Annotated in this window: 15 protein-coding genes; 6 read left to right on the top strand and 9 right to left on the bottom strand. The window is 45.6% G+C overall.

Features of this window, described 5'->3' with window-relative positions:
- Positions 1-499, top strand: a 499-nt coding sequence (locus QUA47_RS07530; RefSeq protein WP_333430277.1) for a hypothetical protein, incomplete at its 5' end; no start/stop codon positions are given.
- A 44-nt stretch (positions 500-543) separates the two neighbouring features.
- Positions 544-1,278: a GTP-binding protein gene (locus QUA47_RS07525; protein ID WP_333430276.1), complete on the top strand. Its 735-nt coding sequence runs from the start codon at positions 544-546 to the stop codon at positions 1,276-1,278.
- 32 nt (positions 1,279-1,310) lie between these two features.
- Here QUA47_RS07525 and QUA47_RS07520 read toward each other — a convergent pair whose 3' ends face one another.
- From QUA47_RS07520 to QUA47_RS07490, 8 genes are all read right to left on the bottom strand, one after another.
- Positions 1,311-2,138, bottom strand: a complete 828-nt coding sequence (locus QUA47_RS07520; protein ID WP_445302492.1) for an IS4 family transposase — start codon at positions 2,136-2,138, stop codon at positions 1,311-1,313.
- On the bottom strand, positions 2,068-2,454 hold the full coding sequence (locus QUA47_RS30945; protein ID WP_445302493.1) for a hypothetical protein: 387 nt from the start codon (positions 2,452-2,454) through the stop codon (positions 2,068-2,070). The genes QUA47_RS07520 and QUA47_RS30945 overlap by 71 nt, the downstream gene beginning before the upstream one ends.
- A gap of 274 nt (positions 2,455-2,728) precedes the next feature.
- On the bottom strand, positions 2,729-3,130 hold the full coding sequence (locus tag QUA47_RS07515; RefSeq protein WP_333430275.1) for a hypothetical protein: 402 nt from the start codon (positions 3,128-3,130) through the stop codon (positions 2,729-2,731).
- 347 nt (positions 3,131-3,477) lie between these two features.
- Positions 3,478-5,361, bottom strand: a complete 1,884-nt coding sequence (locus QUA47_RS07510) for a glycoside hydrolase family 2 TIM barrel-domain containing protein (protein ID WP_333430274.1) — start codon at positions 5,359-5,361, stop codon at positions 3,478-3,480.
- Positions 5,362-5,577: 216 nt separating this feature from the next.
- Positions 5,578-5,934 carry an STAS domain-containing protein gene (locus tag QUA47_RS07505; protein ID WP_190658147.1) on the bottom strand — a complete coding sequence of 119 codons (357 nt, stop codon included), beginning with the start codon at positions 5,932-5,934 and terminating at the stop codon, positions 5,578-5,580.
- Positions 5,935-6,038: 104 nt separating this feature from the next.
- Positions 6,039-7,289 (bottom strand): UDP-galactopyranose mutase, encoded by a 1,251-nt coding sequence (gene glf, locus QUA47_RS07500; protein ID WP_333430273.1) that lies wholly within the window; start codon positions 7,287-7,289, stop codon positions 6,039-6,041.
- 123 nt (positions 7,290-7,412) lie between these two features.
- Positions 7,413-8,714 carry a glycosyltransferase family 1 protein gene (locus QUA47_RS07495; protein WP_333219180.1) on the bottom strand — a complete coding sequence of 434 codons (1,302 nt, stop codon included), beginning with the start codon at positions 8,712-8,714 and terminating at the stop codon, positions 7,413-7,415.
- Between the two features lie 839 nt (positions 8,715-9,553).
- On the bottom strand, positions 9,554-10,588 hold the full coding sequence (locus QUA47_RS07490) for an aldo/keto reductase (protein WP_333430272.1): 1,035 nt from the start codon (positions 10,586-10,588) through the stop codon (positions 9,554-9,556).
- Positions 10,589-11,013: 425 nt separating this feature from the next.
- Between QUA47_RS07490 and QUA47_RS07485 the strand changes: the two genes are divergently transcribed.
- From QUA47_RS07485 to dtd, 3 genes are all read left to right on the top strand, one after another.
- Positions 11,014-11,415, top strand: coding sequence for a fasciclin domain-containing protein (locus QUA47_RS07485; protein WP_190738996.1), 402 nt, complete (start codon positions 11,014-11,016; stop codon positions 11,413-11,415).
- Between the two features lie 451 nt (positions 11,416-11,866).
- Positions 11,867-13,012, top strand: a complete 1,146-nt coding sequence (locus tag QUA47_RS07480) for a GTP-binding protein (RefSeq protein ID WP_333430271.1) — start codon at positions 11,867-11,869, stop codon at positions 13,010-13,012.
- A gap of 878 nt (positions 13,013-13,890) precedes the next feature.
- Entirely contained in the window at positions 13,891-14,346 is a 456-nt protein-coding gene (gene dtd / locus QUA47_RS07475) for a D-aminoacyl-tRNA deacylase (protein WP_333430270.1), read from the top strand.
- 313 nt (positions 14,347-14,659) lie between these two features.
- On the opposite strand, the gene QUA47_RS07470 is transcribed toward dtd, so the two are convergent.
- A complete protein-coding gene (locus QUA47_RS07470) occupies positions 14,660-14,890 on the bottom strand; it encodes a hypothetical protein (protein ID WP_333430269.1) in 231 nt (76 codons plus the stop codon).
- Between the two features lie 43 nt (positions 14,891-14,933).
- On the opposite strand from QUA47_RS07470, the gene QUA47_RS07465 reads away from it, so the two are divergent.
- Positions 14,934-16,169: a HetZ-related protein gene (locus QUA47_RS07465; protein WP_333430268.1), complete on the top strand. Its 1,236-nt coding sequence runs from the start codon at positions 14,934-14,936 to the stop codon at positions 16,167-16,169.
- The last annotated feature ends 833 nt before the right edge of the window (positions 16,170-17,002 follow it).

The raw sequence follows: 17,002 nt of genomic DNA, 5'->3' as shown, positions 1-17,002 counted from the left end.
CATCTTTTTTCACAGTTTTACTAGCTTTTTCATTTTGGCGCTTTTTTCATATATTTGCAAAAGTGAGATGCACCCGAAAGTATTTTTTATAGTGATCAATCAAGTTGACAAAATAGAACCTTTCAGAGAATGGGATGAAAAAAATCACAGACCAGGCCCAAATCAACTGCAAAATATAGAGGCGAAATTATCGGTTGTGTCAAGATTTTTTGCAACACCCGTGTCTAAAATTATTGCTGTTTCTGCTGAAGAAAAATACAATTTAGTTCGCTTAATTGATGAAATCGTGTTTGCGTTACCCAAAGATAAAAAAGTTACATTTGCCAGCAATGTAAAAAAAGAAAATGTTTCAGAACCAACAAAAACCAAAGCAGAAAAAGGATTTTGGGATACTGCTTGGGATATTGTCACAGAAGTTATTCCAGCAGTAATAGAGTCTATCCCCATAGTTAGTTCCTTCTATAAAGGTGTTAAAAGCATTTTCAAGTGGTTCTTTTAAATCGCTCGCCTCTAAATTATTTCGAGATGATATAGGATGAAAACATGGATATAAATGTTAATGTAAGATATGAAGCCTTGCTAGACAATTTGCTGATGAAATACCCATGTTTTCAATTTCTGAAAAATCAAAAGTTGAAACATTCAGATAGAAGAAAATGGCATCTCAAGAGTGAAGACAGGCTAATATACTGCCTTCAGGTCATATTTATTGGCAAAACTGGTTATGGTAAATCTACAACTGTCAATCATATTCTTGGACAAGAGATATTTGAGTCAAGTGATATTGAGAGTTGCACAAGAGAGTGCCAATCTGCTATGTTCCAAATTCATGAAAGCACCGATCTATATTATTTTTCCCTAGCCGATTTACCGGGAATTGGTGAGTCAATAGCTTTAGATAAGAAGTATATTGAATTATATTCCGAATTTTTAGAATTCAGCGATACTGTGGTTTATTTGTTGCGGGCCGATCAAAGAGATTTAGCTGTCGATTTAGAGACCTTTAGCCGTTTGTTTGCAACTAAAAAGCAAAGGGATAAAGTAATTATTGCTTTGAACTCAGTTGATAAAATTGAACCTATCAACCGGACTAAACCCTTTAAACCCAGTCAATTACAGCTAGAAAATGCTAACAAAAAAATGAAGATTATATCTGATTCTTTGGGAATTTCCCCAAATAAAGTATTGTATTATAGTGCAACAGAGGAATATAACTTAGACAGTTTAATGACAGCGATTGCTCAAAATTTGAAAGCACGCATAGACAAGTGGGCATAAAAGGTTAATAACTGGGGAGGTGACAAAGAGAGCTAAGAGCTAGGCCTAATCTGAGTTACAGCCCTCATCCCCCGTTGATAAAAGTGGCGCTTATGCGGGGTTAATTTCATTAACTCTTGAACTGCTCCGGTATATTTGTCTAGGTATGTAACCCATTGTTGGCTATCTAGACCGCTGCCAAAGGTACTCCGCCTCTGATACTTTCTCTTTGATTCTTTAGGACGAACAATATACTTTTTGACCGATTTCATTTTCAGCGTTGTCCCTTGCATGACAGCATTACTATAAGCGAGGGCTATTAATAAAATGAGGGCCATCAGTCGCTTACCTTTTAAGCCAGTTCCCTCTAAATAATAACCTCCACTTTTATAATCTCGGAACATCTCTTCAATTCCCATCCGCTTTTTGTAGGCAGCGATCGCACTATTGAGAGAGCCTAAATTGGTCAGGATAAACCAACCCTCCTTAACCGATATGCCCCGATATTTTCTTTTCCATTTACAAGCCACATCAAATCCCCCTATCGGTTGAGTCTTTCTGACTTTGACTCCAGGGAAATAGAGAGAAATTCCGGGAACTAATCCTACCTCCTTCAACGGCTTCCAGATTTGAGGTTCGGTTTCGATACAAAGAGAGCATTTAAGTCGTAAACAAAAATATACACCTGCCTCCCTGATCCAGTTAGCCAGCTCGACCGAGCAAAATTCCCGGTCTCCTAAAACCACTACTTTATAATCTTTCAAAAGCGGTAAAATTTCTGAGAGCGCATCCCTTTGTTCTGTCAAATTACTACTTCCTAGCTTGGGTAACAGGGACCAGGATAAAGGAATAGCTCTCTTCTCCCAAACCAGACTTACCACTCGTCAAGTTTATATATCCCCATTGGGTGCGATCGATGACAATTGATAAAGTCTGACCCACTTGGCAATAGGTGGTTAACCAATAAGTTATCAGGGGATACCAAATCTGGCGGAGGGTTAATTGAGGTAAATCCAAGAACCTTTGTAATTTCCGACGCCGACTTTCGGCGGTAATCGGGTAGGGAAACACTCGCGCTAATTGCTCCAACTTAACTTGTCTTTCCGATTGCAGTAGATTGAGCAGGATACTTAATACTAAAAACTGAGTACGAGTTAAGTGTTGCTGGAGATGCGTCTGATAAAATAGAGGTAACATAATTTGTGATAGGTCGTCGGTACTTTGAACGGGCCTATCTTTTTTTACCACAAGTGGGTCAACGCCTTACCTTGTCTAGCTTCTAACGGGGTTGTCACCCCCCCAGGGTTAATAAATAATAATCCTGCTTTAAGACCCCCTAAATTTCTTAGTCCGCGAAGGCGGACTTTGTTTGTGTAGAAGCGGTTTCAACCGCCGAGTCTCTAAGAAATTTTTAACGCAGATTTAGTATAAGGTGCGCCGAAGCGCACCCTACAGAATTAGATCGAAGTTTTTACTCGTGCAACTTCAGCAAGGGTTCAATCTGCTGCCTTTGAAACTGCAATTCATCCGCCAAAGGCTGGTAAATTTCTCGATCGCCCGATTCATTGCAATAATCCCACAAACGATTGTAACAGTGCCTGTCGTCGTCCCAACCCGGATGGTTAACAATCGGATACAAGCAGATTCCCTCTATCGGAACTCCTGCTTTCATCGCCGCCATTACCTCAGTGCACACATAATTAAACCAGACAGGTCTAAAATCGTCTTCAGTACCCGTTTCTGCTATGAATAACGGGCGACGGTAGCGCTCAAACACTTCTTGCAGCATTTCACGAAACGGGCGGTACAGCGGATCGGTGTATTTCATCGGCTCTTCATTGTGAATCCACTGATTGCAATCGTAATAATTCACCCCAATAATGCGGACTGTGTAAATGCCTTGCTCCTGCAAGCGTTGTTAGTCGGCTGCTGCAAATTTATCGTGACCGGTGGCGGCTGTGACATCGAGGCGTTTTCCGGATCGCAATCTCTGGGTGGAACATTCAAATCCGCCCATGAAAAAACTTTGAAACATCAATCGGATGGGTAATGGGGCATTCAGGTTTGTAGTCAGGACTAAATTCCTTAGATTTCAATCATAAAAAACTCAAGTCCTTACTACAAACGGTATTTTTGTAAGAAGTATATCGATCGGCAAAAACTCAAAATGAAATCAGAAAAAAATCTCAGATTTTCACTTTTTCCTTGACCAATCACCAATTAGCATTGAGTAATACCTTGCGGCAGTGAACTGTCTTCGGCCCTATTCCCGCCGAGAGTTGCCTCCGCGATCGCCTCTAGGGGAAACTTGGGAGTGCGATCGGCATACAGCAAACCGTTAGCTTCTTGGTAAGTATCGGTCAACTGCGTGTAACAAAATCCACTGAACATTTCCACTTGGTTTACCACCTTCAGCAGCGCAGTGTAGCGCCTTTGCAGTTCCTGGGTGTCCGACGCGCGTACGTAGCCCCAAACTCTGTAAAAATCGGGGTTTTCGCGGCCAGCGCAGGCGATGCCGCCGAATTCTGTCAGCATCATCGGCTGTCCTTGGTGGGGGTGGCCGTCGAGGGTGAGGATGCGCCCTCCCGGACGCCCGCGATCGAACAAATCCGCTAGCTGGACTTCGGGCCCGTAGCGCTTGGCTAGGGTGTGCGGGTTGTTGTCGTAGTCGTGAATCGCCAGGATGTCGGTATCGATGCTTTCCCAGCCGTCGTTACCGATGACGGGGCGAGTCGGATCGAGGGTTTTTGTCAAGAAATACAGCGCTTGCACGTAGTTGCGGTGGGCTGCTGCTTCGACTAAATTCGGAACTCCCCAAGATTCGTTAAACGGCACCCAGACTACGATACAGGGGTGGCTGGAGTCGCGGTCAATGACTTCCGTCCACTCCCGCGTCAGCCGTTGAACGGCTTTGGGAGTGAAGCGGTAGGCGCTGGGCATTTCTTCCCAAACTAAGAGCCCGAGCACGTCAGCCCAGTACAAAAATCGGGGGTCTTCGATTTTTTGGTGCTTGCGGACGCCGTTGAAACCCATTGCTTTGACTAACTCGACATCGTGGCGCAAAGCTTCGTCGGAGGGGGCGGTCATCATGGTGTCGGGCCAGTAACCTTGGTCGAGCACCAGTCGCAAATAGTAGGGGCGGCCGTTTAGCATGAAGCGATCGCGCTGGATGCTCACCGTCCTCATGGCGGTATAAGATTTAACCTCGTCGAGCAGTTTGCCGTCGGCCCACAACTGCACTTGAGCATTAATTAGCGTCGGTTTTTCGGGACTCCACAGCAATTCGTTGCGGTAGTCGTCGATACCAGGGTCGGAGAGGGCGATGCGGCGGTGGATTTCGCCGTTGATGACTTCGTAGGTGTCGTTGACCAGCAGCATACAGCCGATCGACAGTTTAACTTTAACCTGGATTCCCGACTGGCGATCGCCCGCGACAAACGCTTCAAAACCGATTTCCCAGCGTTCAAACTGGGGAGTCCAGCGGATGCGCTGGATATAAGTGTGAGGCACCAATTCTACCCAGACTGTCTGCCAAATGCCGGTCGTGCGCGGATACCAAATATTGTGTGGCTCTATTTGCCAGTCTTGCTTCCCGCGCGGTTGCTCCAAATCTTGCGGGTCGTCCTGCGCCCAGACTGTGACCCGCTGCGGCCCGTTGAGGTTCACAAGTGCTGTAATGTCTGCGCTGAAAGGAGTGTGTCCGCCTTCGTGTTCCATGACAAACTGACCGTTCACCCAGACGCGGGCGCGGTAGTCTACGGCCCCAAAGTGGAGGAGAGTTCTTCCTTCTGTATGGGGTATGTCAAATTCGCGCTCGTACCAGCAGTTGGCGTGAAAATTCGTGTCCCCGATCCCACTTTTTGCCGATTCTGGAGCAAACGGCACTTCTATAGTGTGAGTCCACTCAGAAATATCGATCGGCTGCACGCAGCGTCCCGCGTCATCGTAAGCAAATCTCCACTGACCATTGAGACAAATCCAGTTGCTCCGGCGCAGTTGAGGGCGGGGATAACCTGTTTTCCGTCCTTGAACTGTGACCTTACTATCAAGAGTTGCAGACTCTTCTATCTCGCAATTTTCTAATTCTCTTCCTAACCAACTCATCGGCACATCTACCTGAAGTTATATATATAGGTTAGCCACAATTACCACCACTTTGACAAGTTTTTTGCTGATTAATTTGCAAAAGTTCTGCACCTTAATACAGGCTCATCTGAAGGCTCTCTTGTGCTGAAGTCATTAGTCAGAAGAAAGAAGAATAAACCAGGAAGATTTTTCCTATTCCCCACTCTCCCCCTCTCCCCCTCTCCCCCTCTCCCTCTAGCTAGCAAGACTGTGCAAACCTCCTAACGGTTCAGTTAGCTCACTTTTGAGAGAAAAGTCTTCTGCAAACGGCAAACACTGAAATATTTGCTGTAGTCCCGTGAGTTCAAAGAGAATTCTAACTTGTTCGCTCATGGCAGAGATCAAAAGTATACATTCGCTGTCCCTAACTAATTTCACGATCGCCACTACAGCCATTAACTCGGAATTTTTCAGGAAATTTATTTTTGAGAAATCCAGCATAAGAATTTTCCCACCGCTTTCAATGAGGCGCTGTATTTCTTTCTGAAACTGAGCAAATTGAGAATTTTCCAAAACCTCATGAGACAAAACAATTTTAACTAGAACGTTCATTTTTACCTCACTGCTTGTTTGAATTATTAAATAACTTTTGATGAAAACCGAGTAAGGTGCTCTGTGGGCACCTTACCTTTTTACCCGTAACTCGCAGCTTCCAGCTACTTGCTAGCAGAGTTGCCGTTACCGTTGCCGTTGCCGTTACCGTTGTTGACAGCAGCGACTTCTAGAGAAGCTGCGGCTGGACGAGGGGGGGTAACTCCATTGGAGGAGCTTACATTAGAGGCCGAACCGTTAACATTTTCTACCAATTCAATTACCGGCTTGGTAGTAATTTGTTTGTAAGTTGTCAGAGCTTGAGCGACTACTTGATCCATGTTGTAATACCTGTAAGTCGCCAGCCTTCCCACGAAAGAGACTCCCGGAGTTGCATCAGCCAAAGCCTTATATTTCTTGTAAATTTCGGCATTTTCTGGACGCGGAACAGGGTAGTAAGGGTCTCCCTCAGCTTGGGGATATTCGTAGACAATGCTAGTTTTTTGATGCTCTTGTCCGGTGAGGTATTTAAACTCCGTGCAGCGAGTATATAAATGCTCGTTGGGGTAATTTACGACCGGTGCTTTTTGGTGTACGGGTACGTTCAGTGTTTCGTGCTTGAATTCCAAGGAACGGTAAGGAAGTTTGCCGTAGCAATAATTGAAATAGGAATCCACCGGCCCGGTGTAAATCATTTCTCCGTAAGGGATAAAACCCTCAATTTCCCGGTAGTCGGTATTCAGCATCACCTTGATGTTTGGGTGAGAAAGCATCTTTTCAAACATCCGAGTGTATCCGTGCAACGGCATTGCTTGATAGGTATCGGTAAAATAGCGATCGTCCCGGTTAATGCGAGTGGGTACGCGCGCAATCACTGAGTTGTCGAGTTCCGACGGGTCCATTCCCCACTGTTTGCGGGTGTAGTTGCGGAAGAATTTCTCGTAAAGTTCGCGACCGACTTTGCTGACAACCACATCTTCTGAAGTGCGAATGTAATCCTTTGGTTCTGCTACTTTCGCGAAGAAATCTTCTACTTCAAATGAGGTGAGATTCAGTCCGTAAAGTTGGTTGACGGTGTTGAGATTGATGGGAATTGGCAGCAGTTGACCGTCAACGCTGGCTAGGACGCGGTGTTCGTAGGGCCGCCACTCGGTGAAGCGCGAAAGATACTCGAAAACTGGGCGCGAATTGGTGTGAAAAATGTGGGGGCCGTATTTGTGTACCAGGATGCCGTGGTTGTCGTAGTGATCGTATGCGTTGCCGCCGATGTGGTTGCGGGTATCAATTATCAGGACAGTTTTTCCAGCTTCATTTGCTAGTCTTTCGGCAATGACGCTACCTGCAAATCCGGCTCCGACGATTAAATAGTCAAACATTGAAACACCTCTAATTGTGGGTAAGGGTAAGGAATAATTGGTAATTGGAGATAAAGCGAGGAGTGTTGAGTGTTAATTTTTGAATCCGTAAAGTGTAACTCTTTAAATTCACCCTCAACATTCCTAACTTAAAACTTTGATCCGGTCTTCGGCTTTCTGCCGTTTCTGGTCTATCGCACTTTCGATCAACCCCAGCATTTCGCCCCAGGTATTGTCCCAAGAATTGTCTGCTAAAAAGGCGTCTACTTGGCTGAGCCACTTGGTGCGAACGTCCGAACTTTCGCTGAGGATTTCTTGGGCACAAGCAACGAATTCTTCAGAATTGCTAGCAATCCGAACCAAGCCCTTTTCTCCGTAGGGCCGCACCACGTCGCGGATAGGAGTAGAAATCACAGGTTTGCCGGCAGCGAGGTATTCTGGAGTTTTCGTGGGACTAATAAACTTAGTCGATTCGTTTATCGCAAAAGGCAGCATTGCGATATCCCACCCGCCAAGATACGCTGGCAGTTCTTGATAAGATTTCCCGCCGAGATAGTGGATATTTGGGTGGGTTGGCAGAGTTGTCGGAGCGATTTTCGTCACCGGGCCAATAATGACTAAATGCCAGTCCGGCCTTGCTTGGGCTATGTCCCCCAGCAGTTTGATATCCATGCGTTCGTCTATAACGCCATAAAATCCCAAACGCGGGTGAGGAATGTCTTTTTGATCCGTCGGTTCTTGTGAAAGATTCCTGGCGGTCGCAAAGTGTTCTTTTTCGATGCTGCTGGGGAAGGCGTGAATGTTTGGGTGCTGGTGCTGCTTGGCTTCGTAAAGGTTGTGTCCGCCTGTAAATACTACGCTGGCGCGCTTTAATAGTTGGTTTTCATTGGCTTTTAAATCGGGGTGTGCGCCTTTGAATGCTGACAATTCATCCATGCAATCGTAGACTACAGCTAGCGGCTTTAAGTGGTTGGTGAAACTCACAGCCATTGGTGTGTAATACCAGAGGATGTACTGGCTGATTTCGGCCGCTCGAAACAAATCATCTAGCATGGCTTGCTGAGCAGTTTGTGCTGTTGCTTCGCTGGTTCCTTTGGTCAGGTGCGGTACTATTACCCAGACTCCGCTTTCGTGGATGCTGACATCAAGCCACCAATCAGTAGCCACGCTATAAATCGGTTCTTCTACAAAGAATACGCGACGACTTTTGGCACAACGACTTAAGAGATGTTGCGGACGCTGATAGACAAAATTCCACCGCAAATGAGACAGGCAAACTAAATCTGGTGCATCTAAAGCCTCAGTTTTTGATAAGTTGGCGCGCAATGCGGGCGAGGAAGCAAATTGAGAGGGCGATTTGGCTGGATCTATAGAGGTAAATCGGATCTCCCATGCTCGCTCTTTATTGCTATAACTATTGTTTACTGAGTTTTCTGGGGGCGACATATTAGCCTCGGGAATTTGTCCATGAAAATTTGTCCGTTAAAATTTGTCAATAGGATATATTTCTCAGCATTCTCTTACTGAAAGTCGCAAGCATAAATCTGAGAACTTTTATTGACTAGCAAGGGCCGCATTCAGTGAGCCAAACAAAGAAACTGTTTAGCTGCGGAGAAACACGCTTATCTGCTTTTTTCAGAAGTGAAACTTGGAGATAAGTTAATATTGTTAGACTTGCTATTGCTGTTAAATGTAACCCAGTTTTTCTGCCCTAACTTCTATCTGAAGGATGACTTCTATCTCAGGACGCGCTTAGCTTGTATGCTGGGTTCAAAAGCCGTTAAAAGGCCGATCGACCTTGTAAAATGACTCTTAACTGGCAGGGACGGCGTGAAAAAAGAGCGAGTTTTATTGCTTTATTTGGAGATGAAAGAAAATTTGTCATCAAGTTTATGTTGCTTTTTGATTTGACAAACCTGGCTTTTTTTTCACTCATCCGAGCGCTAATTGGGAAATTTTGTATCCTAATATACAAAAAGCCGGCCGACATTTCTGACTTCCGATAGATTAACAATTGACAGTTTCATAGAGTGGGGTTAAACTCACCGAAGAGCACCTGTCTCAACAATATCAAAGAAACCACGCAACCGCAACGATAAACCTAAGATTTTGCGCGAGTCTGCGACAAGAAACCAAGGTGGTGAGATTTGCGCTGTGGGCGTCAGTTTAACCTCGCGCCCACAGCAAAAATGTCAATCATCCCTCTAAGGGCGGCTTCGCCGATATCTGCAATGGAACGCCAAATATCCACCTAAACCCGCCCAGACTAGAAGATAGCAGCAATTTTAAAGTCGGCGGTCAATTTTTGCCAGTCCCCCTCCGAAGGCAAAATCTTGCAGCGTCGAACTCTTTAAGAAATCGTGGGGAAAACCCAATTCAATGGCACTTACGTTGTCTAACTGCTGCATTTGCTCCGGCGTTAATTCAAACTCCAAACAAGCGAGATTTTCCTGAAGTTGCGAGAGTTTGCGGGAACCCACAATCGGAATAACTTGGACTGGCTGTTGTCGCAGCCAATTTAGGGCTATTTGAGAAGCAGGTTTACCAATTTCGGCTGCTATTTTGCTAACTTCGCCAGCAATTTGGAGGTCTCGTTCGTTAATTTTTCCCGATTCAGGTGAATTCAGCCGTTTAGCTTCGCTGGCTGTTTCTGAAGTGTTGTATTTTCCTGTCAGCAAACCGGCTGCTAGGGGGCTCCAAGCTGTGACGCCAATATCAAAGGCTTTTGCCATAGGGATCAAGTCCCGTTCAGGAGTTCGCTCTTTTAAAGAATACTCGATTTGCAAGCCGATAAATGGTGTCCAACCGCGCAGGTTGGCGATCGTATTTGCTTGAGAAATAATCCAAGCCGGCGTATCGGAAATGCCGATGTAAAGAACTTTGCCGGCGCGCACCAAATCGTCAAAAGCGCGCATTACTTCTTCAACGGGTGTGGTAAAATCCCAAGCGTGCAGCCACAGCAAATCTATGTATTCAACTTGCAATCGCTTCAAACTGGCCTCTACTGCTTGCACCATATTTTTGCGGTGGTTGCCGAAACCATTGATTTCGCCATTCTTCATGTTGAGGCTATACTTAGTGGCAACTACCCATTTTTCGCGATCGGCTGCGATGAACTCACCGACATATTTTTCGCTAGTACCGTTGGTGTAGAGATTCGCGGTATCAATGAAATTGCCACCTGCTTCTGCAAAGGCGTCGAACATTTTCCGGCTTTCGTCGTAGGAACTTCCCCAACCCCACTCTTCCCCAAAAGTCATGGTTCCGAGGCAGATTTCGGAAACGCGAAGTCCGCTGTGACCTAGTAGTTTGTATCTCATGTCACCCTTCCGCTAGTTAATGTTTGTTAACAGTTTAGATCGGGATTTCCCAAACTGTTGCCATCAGTCGGGGTGGCGGGTTTTACCGGGCCTTAGCGCTGTGCTTAATGTTGAATGTTTTGCCAAGTCAATCAAAATGTTTTAGCTTCCGGGGTTCCGAGCCATCGCCCCTGCGTTTAGTTTAAACACCGGGCAGGGGCGATTATCTTATTAATATATTTAGGATTACATTAATGAATTAAAATACAGTAAAATCCCAAAAAAAAGATCTACCTTTAGATAGGTACTTTATGAAACGAGTTAAATTACACGGTGCTATCTTAAATATTCAGAAAACCCCACAGAACTAGAGAAAAAATTAATGTAGCTAAATTAACTTTTTAGCGTTATAGTGATTTATAGATTACAAAAACTAGGTGACTCACTTGGCTGATATCGTTGATACCGCCGTTTCGGCTGGATCTTTTACAACCCTAGTTGCTGCTGTCAAAGCTGCTGGTTTAGTAGATACTCTCAAAGGCGCTGGCCCCTTCACTGTTTTTGCGCCTACTGACGAAGCTTTTGCTAAGCTTCCCGAAGGTACTGTAGAAGCACTGCTTAAGGACATTCCTAAGCTCACAAAAATCTTGACTTATCATGTCGTTTCTGGCAAAGTTATGGCCGCTGATGTGGTCAATTTGAAATCTGCCAAAACAGTTGAAGGTTCAGAAGTTAAAATTGATGCTTCCAATGGCGTCAAAATCAATGATTCTACCGTTACCACAGCCGATGTTGCTGCTGATAATGGCGTCATCCACATTATTGATTCAGTCTTGCTTCCTGCGTAAGCACAGACTTAGATAGCGCAATACTATCTTGAGGGCGGTGGCTATAGTTAGCCGCCGCCCTGTTTTCGTTGAGGTTTAAATATTTTAGGCAGCTCAATAATTAAAACTATTATAGAGCAGCGGGAATTGACCGATCGCACTCAGCTTGACTTGGGTCCCAATTTGTCGCTGCTGGATTTACCGGGAAAACTCGTTGCAGGCAAACAGCGACAGGTACTCTGAACAAAAAAATTATCAAAAAAATAAAAAAGTGCGATCGACGGCGTTAGCAATTGTCCATAATTAGCGGCGCACTTATTTTGCACTCTCGCGCTGATTGCCATTGATGCGTAGATACCTGGCCACCAAACCCAAGATTTCTCCGAGCAACTGGGTTTACGGGGCCTTGTCCTAATTAAGATACAATAAGAACCACAAGTTTAAACTTTAGACCTTATTTGACATTCAAGCTATGCAATCTACAACTCAGTCCGAGACAGAACTGGCGATGGACGCTCCCAAACACGGATTGCCCGTTACAATCATTACAGGATTTCTCGGCAGCGGTAAAACAACCCTGCTCAACCACATCCTGACCAACCAGCAGGGTTTGAAAACAGCAGTTTTGGTAAATGAATTTGGCGAAATCGGCATCGACAACGAACTGATTGTCACCACCGACGACAACATGGTCGAGCTGAACAACGGCTGCATCTGCTGCACAATTAATGAAGATTTGGTTAATGCAGTTTACAAAGTTTTGGAACGTCAAGAAAATCTCGATTATCTAGTAGTCGAAACAACCGGACTCGCCGACCCGCTGCCAGTAGCGATGACTTTTTTAGGCACAGAACTGCGCGACCTGACTCGTCTCGATTCGATAGTGACAGTAGTAGACGCAGCCAACTACAGCTTAGATTTGTTCAACTCTCAAGCAGCTTACAGTCAAATAGCTTACGGCGATATAATTATCCTCAACAAAACTGATTTGGTTGAAGAAGCAGATTTAGATTTGTTGGAAGTTAAGATTCGGGATGTCAAAGAAGGTGCTAGAATTCTGCGAACGGTAAAATCGGAAGTTCCCCTACCGCTAGTTCTCAGCGTCGGATTGTTTGAATCTGACAAATATTTCCAATCTGAAAAAACTCCTAGCAGTCACGACCACGAGCATCACGAGCATCACGACCACCACGACCACCACGACCACCACGACCACCACGACCACGAACATCACGAACATCACGACCATCACGACCATCACGACCACAGCCATCACGACCACTCCCACCATTTAGAAAATGACGGATTTACCTCAATTTCTTTCCAGAGCGAGAAGCCCTTTTCTCTGAGGAAATTTCAATATTTCTTAGACAACCAACTGCCAACAAACGTGTTTCGCGCGAAAGGGATTATGTGGTTTGAAGAAAGCCCCAAACGGCATATTTTTCACTTGAGCGGCAAGCGATTTACGATGGACGATGACGAGTGGAAAGGCGAGCGGAAAAACCAGGTTGTTCTCATCGGTCAGGGTTTGGATACCGAGACTTTGCGATCGCAACTCGAAAACTGTCTTTGTATGCCTTCAACCAGTCGCGGCAAAGGTTTTGGGAAGAACTAACAGTAAAATATTCTTTTCACCTAAACCAAAGAGCGTCGCGGTGTAATTGTTTTCGCGATCGCGAACTGGAGATGGATGGGGACAATGAAGGCCGATCGCCCTCCAAGAAAAAGAGTGCCCTCCAAGAAAAAGAGCGCCCTCGAATAAAAAGAGCGATCGACCTATTTTATTGTTGCTAACAAAAACAGAGCCGCACACTTATACTGTCCGCCGATCTCAAAAGCACGATCGCCAGTGCTTTCAAAGGTGCAGAGTTGCGTTGGTTTTACGTAATCTCTGCACCTTTATGCTGTTCCCACCACCTCTCACCACTCCTACTTCCCACAAGCAGCGCCATAGTTGGCAAACTCAACGAGATCTGGGAGTTTCCCTTGACCGTCTCACGTTCCTTGTTTTCGGCTAAGCTATTACAACAAGCTTGCAAGGAGACGGGCTATGAGCAATCGGCAGCTAAAAAGAATTCGTCATTATATTTCGCTCTTTTTATCACGACTCCAAAGGAATTTTTGGTGTTTTTGGGTAAAAATTCAAGATGACATTTTTCTTTTTTTTGCTAATTGTTTATTAGCCCTTCTCAAATTTATTGGTTACACTGCCTGGTTTTTGGCTTTGATTTTAATGCTGGGTCATTTCTGTCTAGTTGACATACACATTAGCCGTGCGCGCATAACCCTCCAATCTCAGTGTCCTGAACCAGTGATCCAGCCTAAGCCTGCCGTGTCATTTAACACTCAGGCGGGTCAACTATAAACTTGCCTTTGAAGCCCCACGCTTAATCTAAGATTTAGTGGTGAGTGGCTGACAATTTCATTTTCATCCCGACACGGCGATTGCGCTGCTGTTGAAATAATCCTAGGACGCTACCAAAAAGCAGGTCAATGCGAGTCATCATCCAGCGAGTAAAATCATCTCAAGTCGAAATTGACGGTCAAATTGTCGGCAAAATTGGCTGCGGACTTAACTTGCTTGTAGGTATTGCAGACACCGACACCGAAGCAGAACTCGATTGGATGGCTCGCAAATGCCTGGAATTGCGTTTGTTTCCCGACTCGGCCACGGATACCGGGCGCTGGGACAAGTCCGTACAAGACATCGGTGGCGAGTTGCTGGTTGTGAGTCAGTTTACGCTCTATGGGGACTGCCGCAAAGGTCGGCGGCCTTCATTTGACCGAGCCGCGGCTCCTGAACGAGCTGAAATTTTTTATGATAAATTTGTCGAAAAGTTGCGCCAGAGCGGCTTAAAAGTTGAAACAGGCTTGTTTGGAGCGATGATGCAAGTCTCGATCGACAATGACGGCCCAGTGACTTTGATATTAGAGAGAGAATGCGGGTGAGTTGGTTGACAGGCCTCTCTGTGCACCGCACCGCACCCTACTTTTCTTGTCTTCCTACCCTTCGGGAACGGCTTCGCCGAACGTGTCCTTTGCGTCTTCGCGGTTCGTTCAAAAAAGGCCGTTGCGCGTTTTACTAAGAGCAAATTTTCAGATTAACCGGGTTTCCTAACTGCTGTTGCGTAGGTTCAGAAGACATGGGTTTTCGCTACATTTTCTCCCATCCCGATTCCAGAACCTCAAACCCTTAAAAAACCAGTTTGTAAATCGTCCACTCAGCGGCCCTGGAACACCGTCAATCTTTTTCGCGATCGCCCTACCCGAGTAACAGCTCAGAATGCTTGTACAGTAAGGCTTTAATGGCAATAAAACCAATCTCCCACAGCCAGCGCTTAGAATCAGATTCAGCAGCCAAAAACTGTTGGATGAGAGAGTGGAACACTGGCATCACTGCGGTTATCTCTACTTCCGTAACATTCAATGTATAGAGAGTTGAATCAGCACAGCAAGCGAAACCGCCAGCAACTGCCACCTCACTCTCTAACAAATGTCCTCGCACACCCGCTGTGCCCTACCACCCGATAAACGCCATGACTGTCAAAGCTGCCACCACCGTCAACTGCAACACCGCTTCTGACCTCAACTGCATTCCAGCCGCCTCCAGCGAACCAAACGCCGAAATCAATACTGTTCCCAGCATCGATATCCTCGCTTTGGCTAACTTCGCCCTCAAAGAATTGCAAGCCGAAATGAAAACTGCCAGCCGCAGCGCTCAAGCAGTGGCGATGCGGATTGCTAAGGAAGTCGAACGGATTTGCCAAAAAAGCGATCGCATCCAAATTTCCGGCGAAGTTGAAGCTTGGCAAATCACCTTGGCCGAGCACCGGTTGCAAAAAACCCTGCAATACTACCGCCTCGGTTCCAAACAAGGCCGCGTCGAACTGCACTCCCACCTCGCGGCTATGATTTACCGCCATGTTGCTTCTTTCCGATCGAACTTGAACTTCCAAGCTCGCTACAACATGATTGAAGACTTTTTGCAAGGCTTTTACATCGAATCTCTGCGAGCTTTCCGCCGCGAACACCAACTCGATGCCACCTACCAGCCCCGCACGCAGCTAGAATTAGCTGAGTACATGGCTTTCACCGAACACTACGCCAAGCGCCAAATTGGTTTGCCCGGCCGCAACCGCCAACGCCTGATCGTGTTGCGCGCTCAAGGATTTGCCAAGGGTCAGCCTCCAGAAACTGCGATCGACATTGAAATGGCTGTAGAATCCGGCAAGGGAGAAGAAGCGGAAATGTACAGCCGCTCTCCGGCGCTGCAACAAGTGCGTGAGCAAATGGTATCGGAAACTGTCGATCCGGCTGATGCTGTGCTGCGCGATCGAGTAGTCTCGGAATTGATCGCCTATCTGGAATCGCAAAATCAGCCAGAATGCGTGAATTACTTAACTTTAAAATTGCAAGACCTTTCGGCTTCGGAAATTGACCGCGCGCTCGGTTTGTCTTCCCGCCAGCGCGACTACTTGCAACAACGTTTCAAGTACCACGTCGAAAAATTTGCCCGTACTCAAAATTGGAAACTCGTCCACGAATGGCTGGGTGCTGATGTCGATCAAAAGCTGGGAATGACTTCGGACAAATGGGAAGCATTTCGCGCTCAACTGTCGCCGGAACAGCAGCAACTGTTAGACATGAAGCGGAATCAAGAAAGCGACAAGGCGATCGCCACCGCCCTCAAATGCACTCCCAAACAAGTCCAAAAACGCTGGGCGCAACTGTTGGAGCTGGCTAGCCAGACTCGCAACAGCAGCCAAGCTTAATTGGTGCTCCAATATGAATGCAACTGTTTTCTTGAGACTGGAAAATGCGATCGGGTGCGGCACCTACACAGGAATGCCCGCCCCGGCCTCCGCTCTCAAATCAACAAGCGCTGCTACTAAATTATCGCCGCTTTTTGGCCTATTCAATTTATTAAAACAACATTACTTTTTTTAATATCTTTCGTTCCCTGGTTAGGCCGGGGAATGTGTTTTTATTAGTTATTATTACTTTTTTAATATCTTTCGTTCCCTGGTTAGGCCGGGGAATTTGTTTTTATTAGTCATTAGTCGTCAGTTATGGGAAATTGCTTGCTGAATAGGAGGCATTGCATATATTCATAATGATATTTAGGGCTTGCGGTCGAAGGGCATAACACCGGAGTCCAGACATTATCTGGCGCGGGTTACATCGCAAGACCTTATGTTATTATTCCCAGTCTAAAGAGATGTTGCAACTTTCGAGTCGTTTGTTGCTTTTTTAGCTCAAACAGAAAAAGCCCAATTTTTTTCTTGTTTTTCCGTGAGGATTATGAATATATGCAATGCCCACCCAACTCTAGTTTTAAAGTAATAAATTGGTCTATAACATGTTTTTTTATCCGTTAATTCCGCGTATTAAAGTATAACTTATAATTTTATTCTTTGATAAAAACAGTTAAAAACCGATTGTGAAAATTGAGGGGGCGGAAGGCGGAGAAAAAATGACAATTTATCTATCCTAAGACAGAAAAGAATCAAAATAAATATACTCATCGTACTATTCTGTTTCATTTAATCCTCCATAAGAAGGAAGCATCAAATTTGAGTTCTATCTAAAATGGGGGCATAAGTTG

This window comes from Microcoleus sp. MON2_D5 (genome assembly GCF_036701905.1).
In the GTDB taxonomy this organism is placed as follows: Bacteria; Cyanobacteriota; Cyanobacteriia; order Cyanobacteriales; family Microcoleaceae; genus Microcoleus.
This window is presented reverse-complemented; position numbering and strand designations above follow the sequence as displayed.

Bases quoted from the DNA above. Each gene is read 5' to 3' on its own strand.
- QUA47_RS07510 (WP_333430274.1), bottom strand. From the start codon at position 5,361: ATGAGTTGGTTAGGAAGAGAATTAGAAAATTGCGAGATAGAAGAGTCT.
- QUA47_RS07525 (WP_333430276.1), top strand. From the start codon at position 544: ATGGATATAAATGTTAATGTAAGATATGAAGCCTTGCTAGACAATTTG.
- QUA47_RS07480 (WP_333430271.1), top strand. From the start codon at position 11,867: ATGCAATCTACAACTCAGTCCGAGACAGAACTGGCGATGGACGCTCCC.
- QUA47_RS30945 (WP_445302493.1), bottom strand. From the start codon at position 2,454: ATGTTACCTCTATTTTATCAGACGCATCTCCAGCAACACTTAACTCGT.
- glf (WP_333430273.1), bottom strand. From the start codon at position 7,289: ATGTTTGACTATTTAATCGTCGGAGCCGGATTTGCAGGTAGCGTCATT.
- QUA47_RS07490 (WP_333430272.1), bottom strand. From the start codon at position 10,588: ATGAGATACAAACTACTAGGTCACAGCGGACTTCGCGTTTCCGAAATC.
- QUA47_RS07465 (WP_333430268.1), top strand. From the start codon at position 14,934: ATGACTGTCAAAGCTGCCACCACCGTCAACTGCAACACCGCTTCTGAC.
- dtd (WP_333430270.1), top strand. From the start codon at position 13,891: ATGCGAGTCATCATCCAGCGAGTAAAATCATCTCAAGTCGAAATTGAC.
- QUA47_RS07505 (WP_190658147.1), bottom strand. From the start codon at position 5,934: ATGAACGTTCTAGTTAAAATTGTTTTGTCTCATGAGGTTTTGGAAAAT.
- QUA47_RS07495 (WP_333219180.1), bottom strand. From the start codon at position 8,714: ATGTCGCCCCCAGAAAACTCAGTAAACAATAGTTATAGCAATAAAGAG.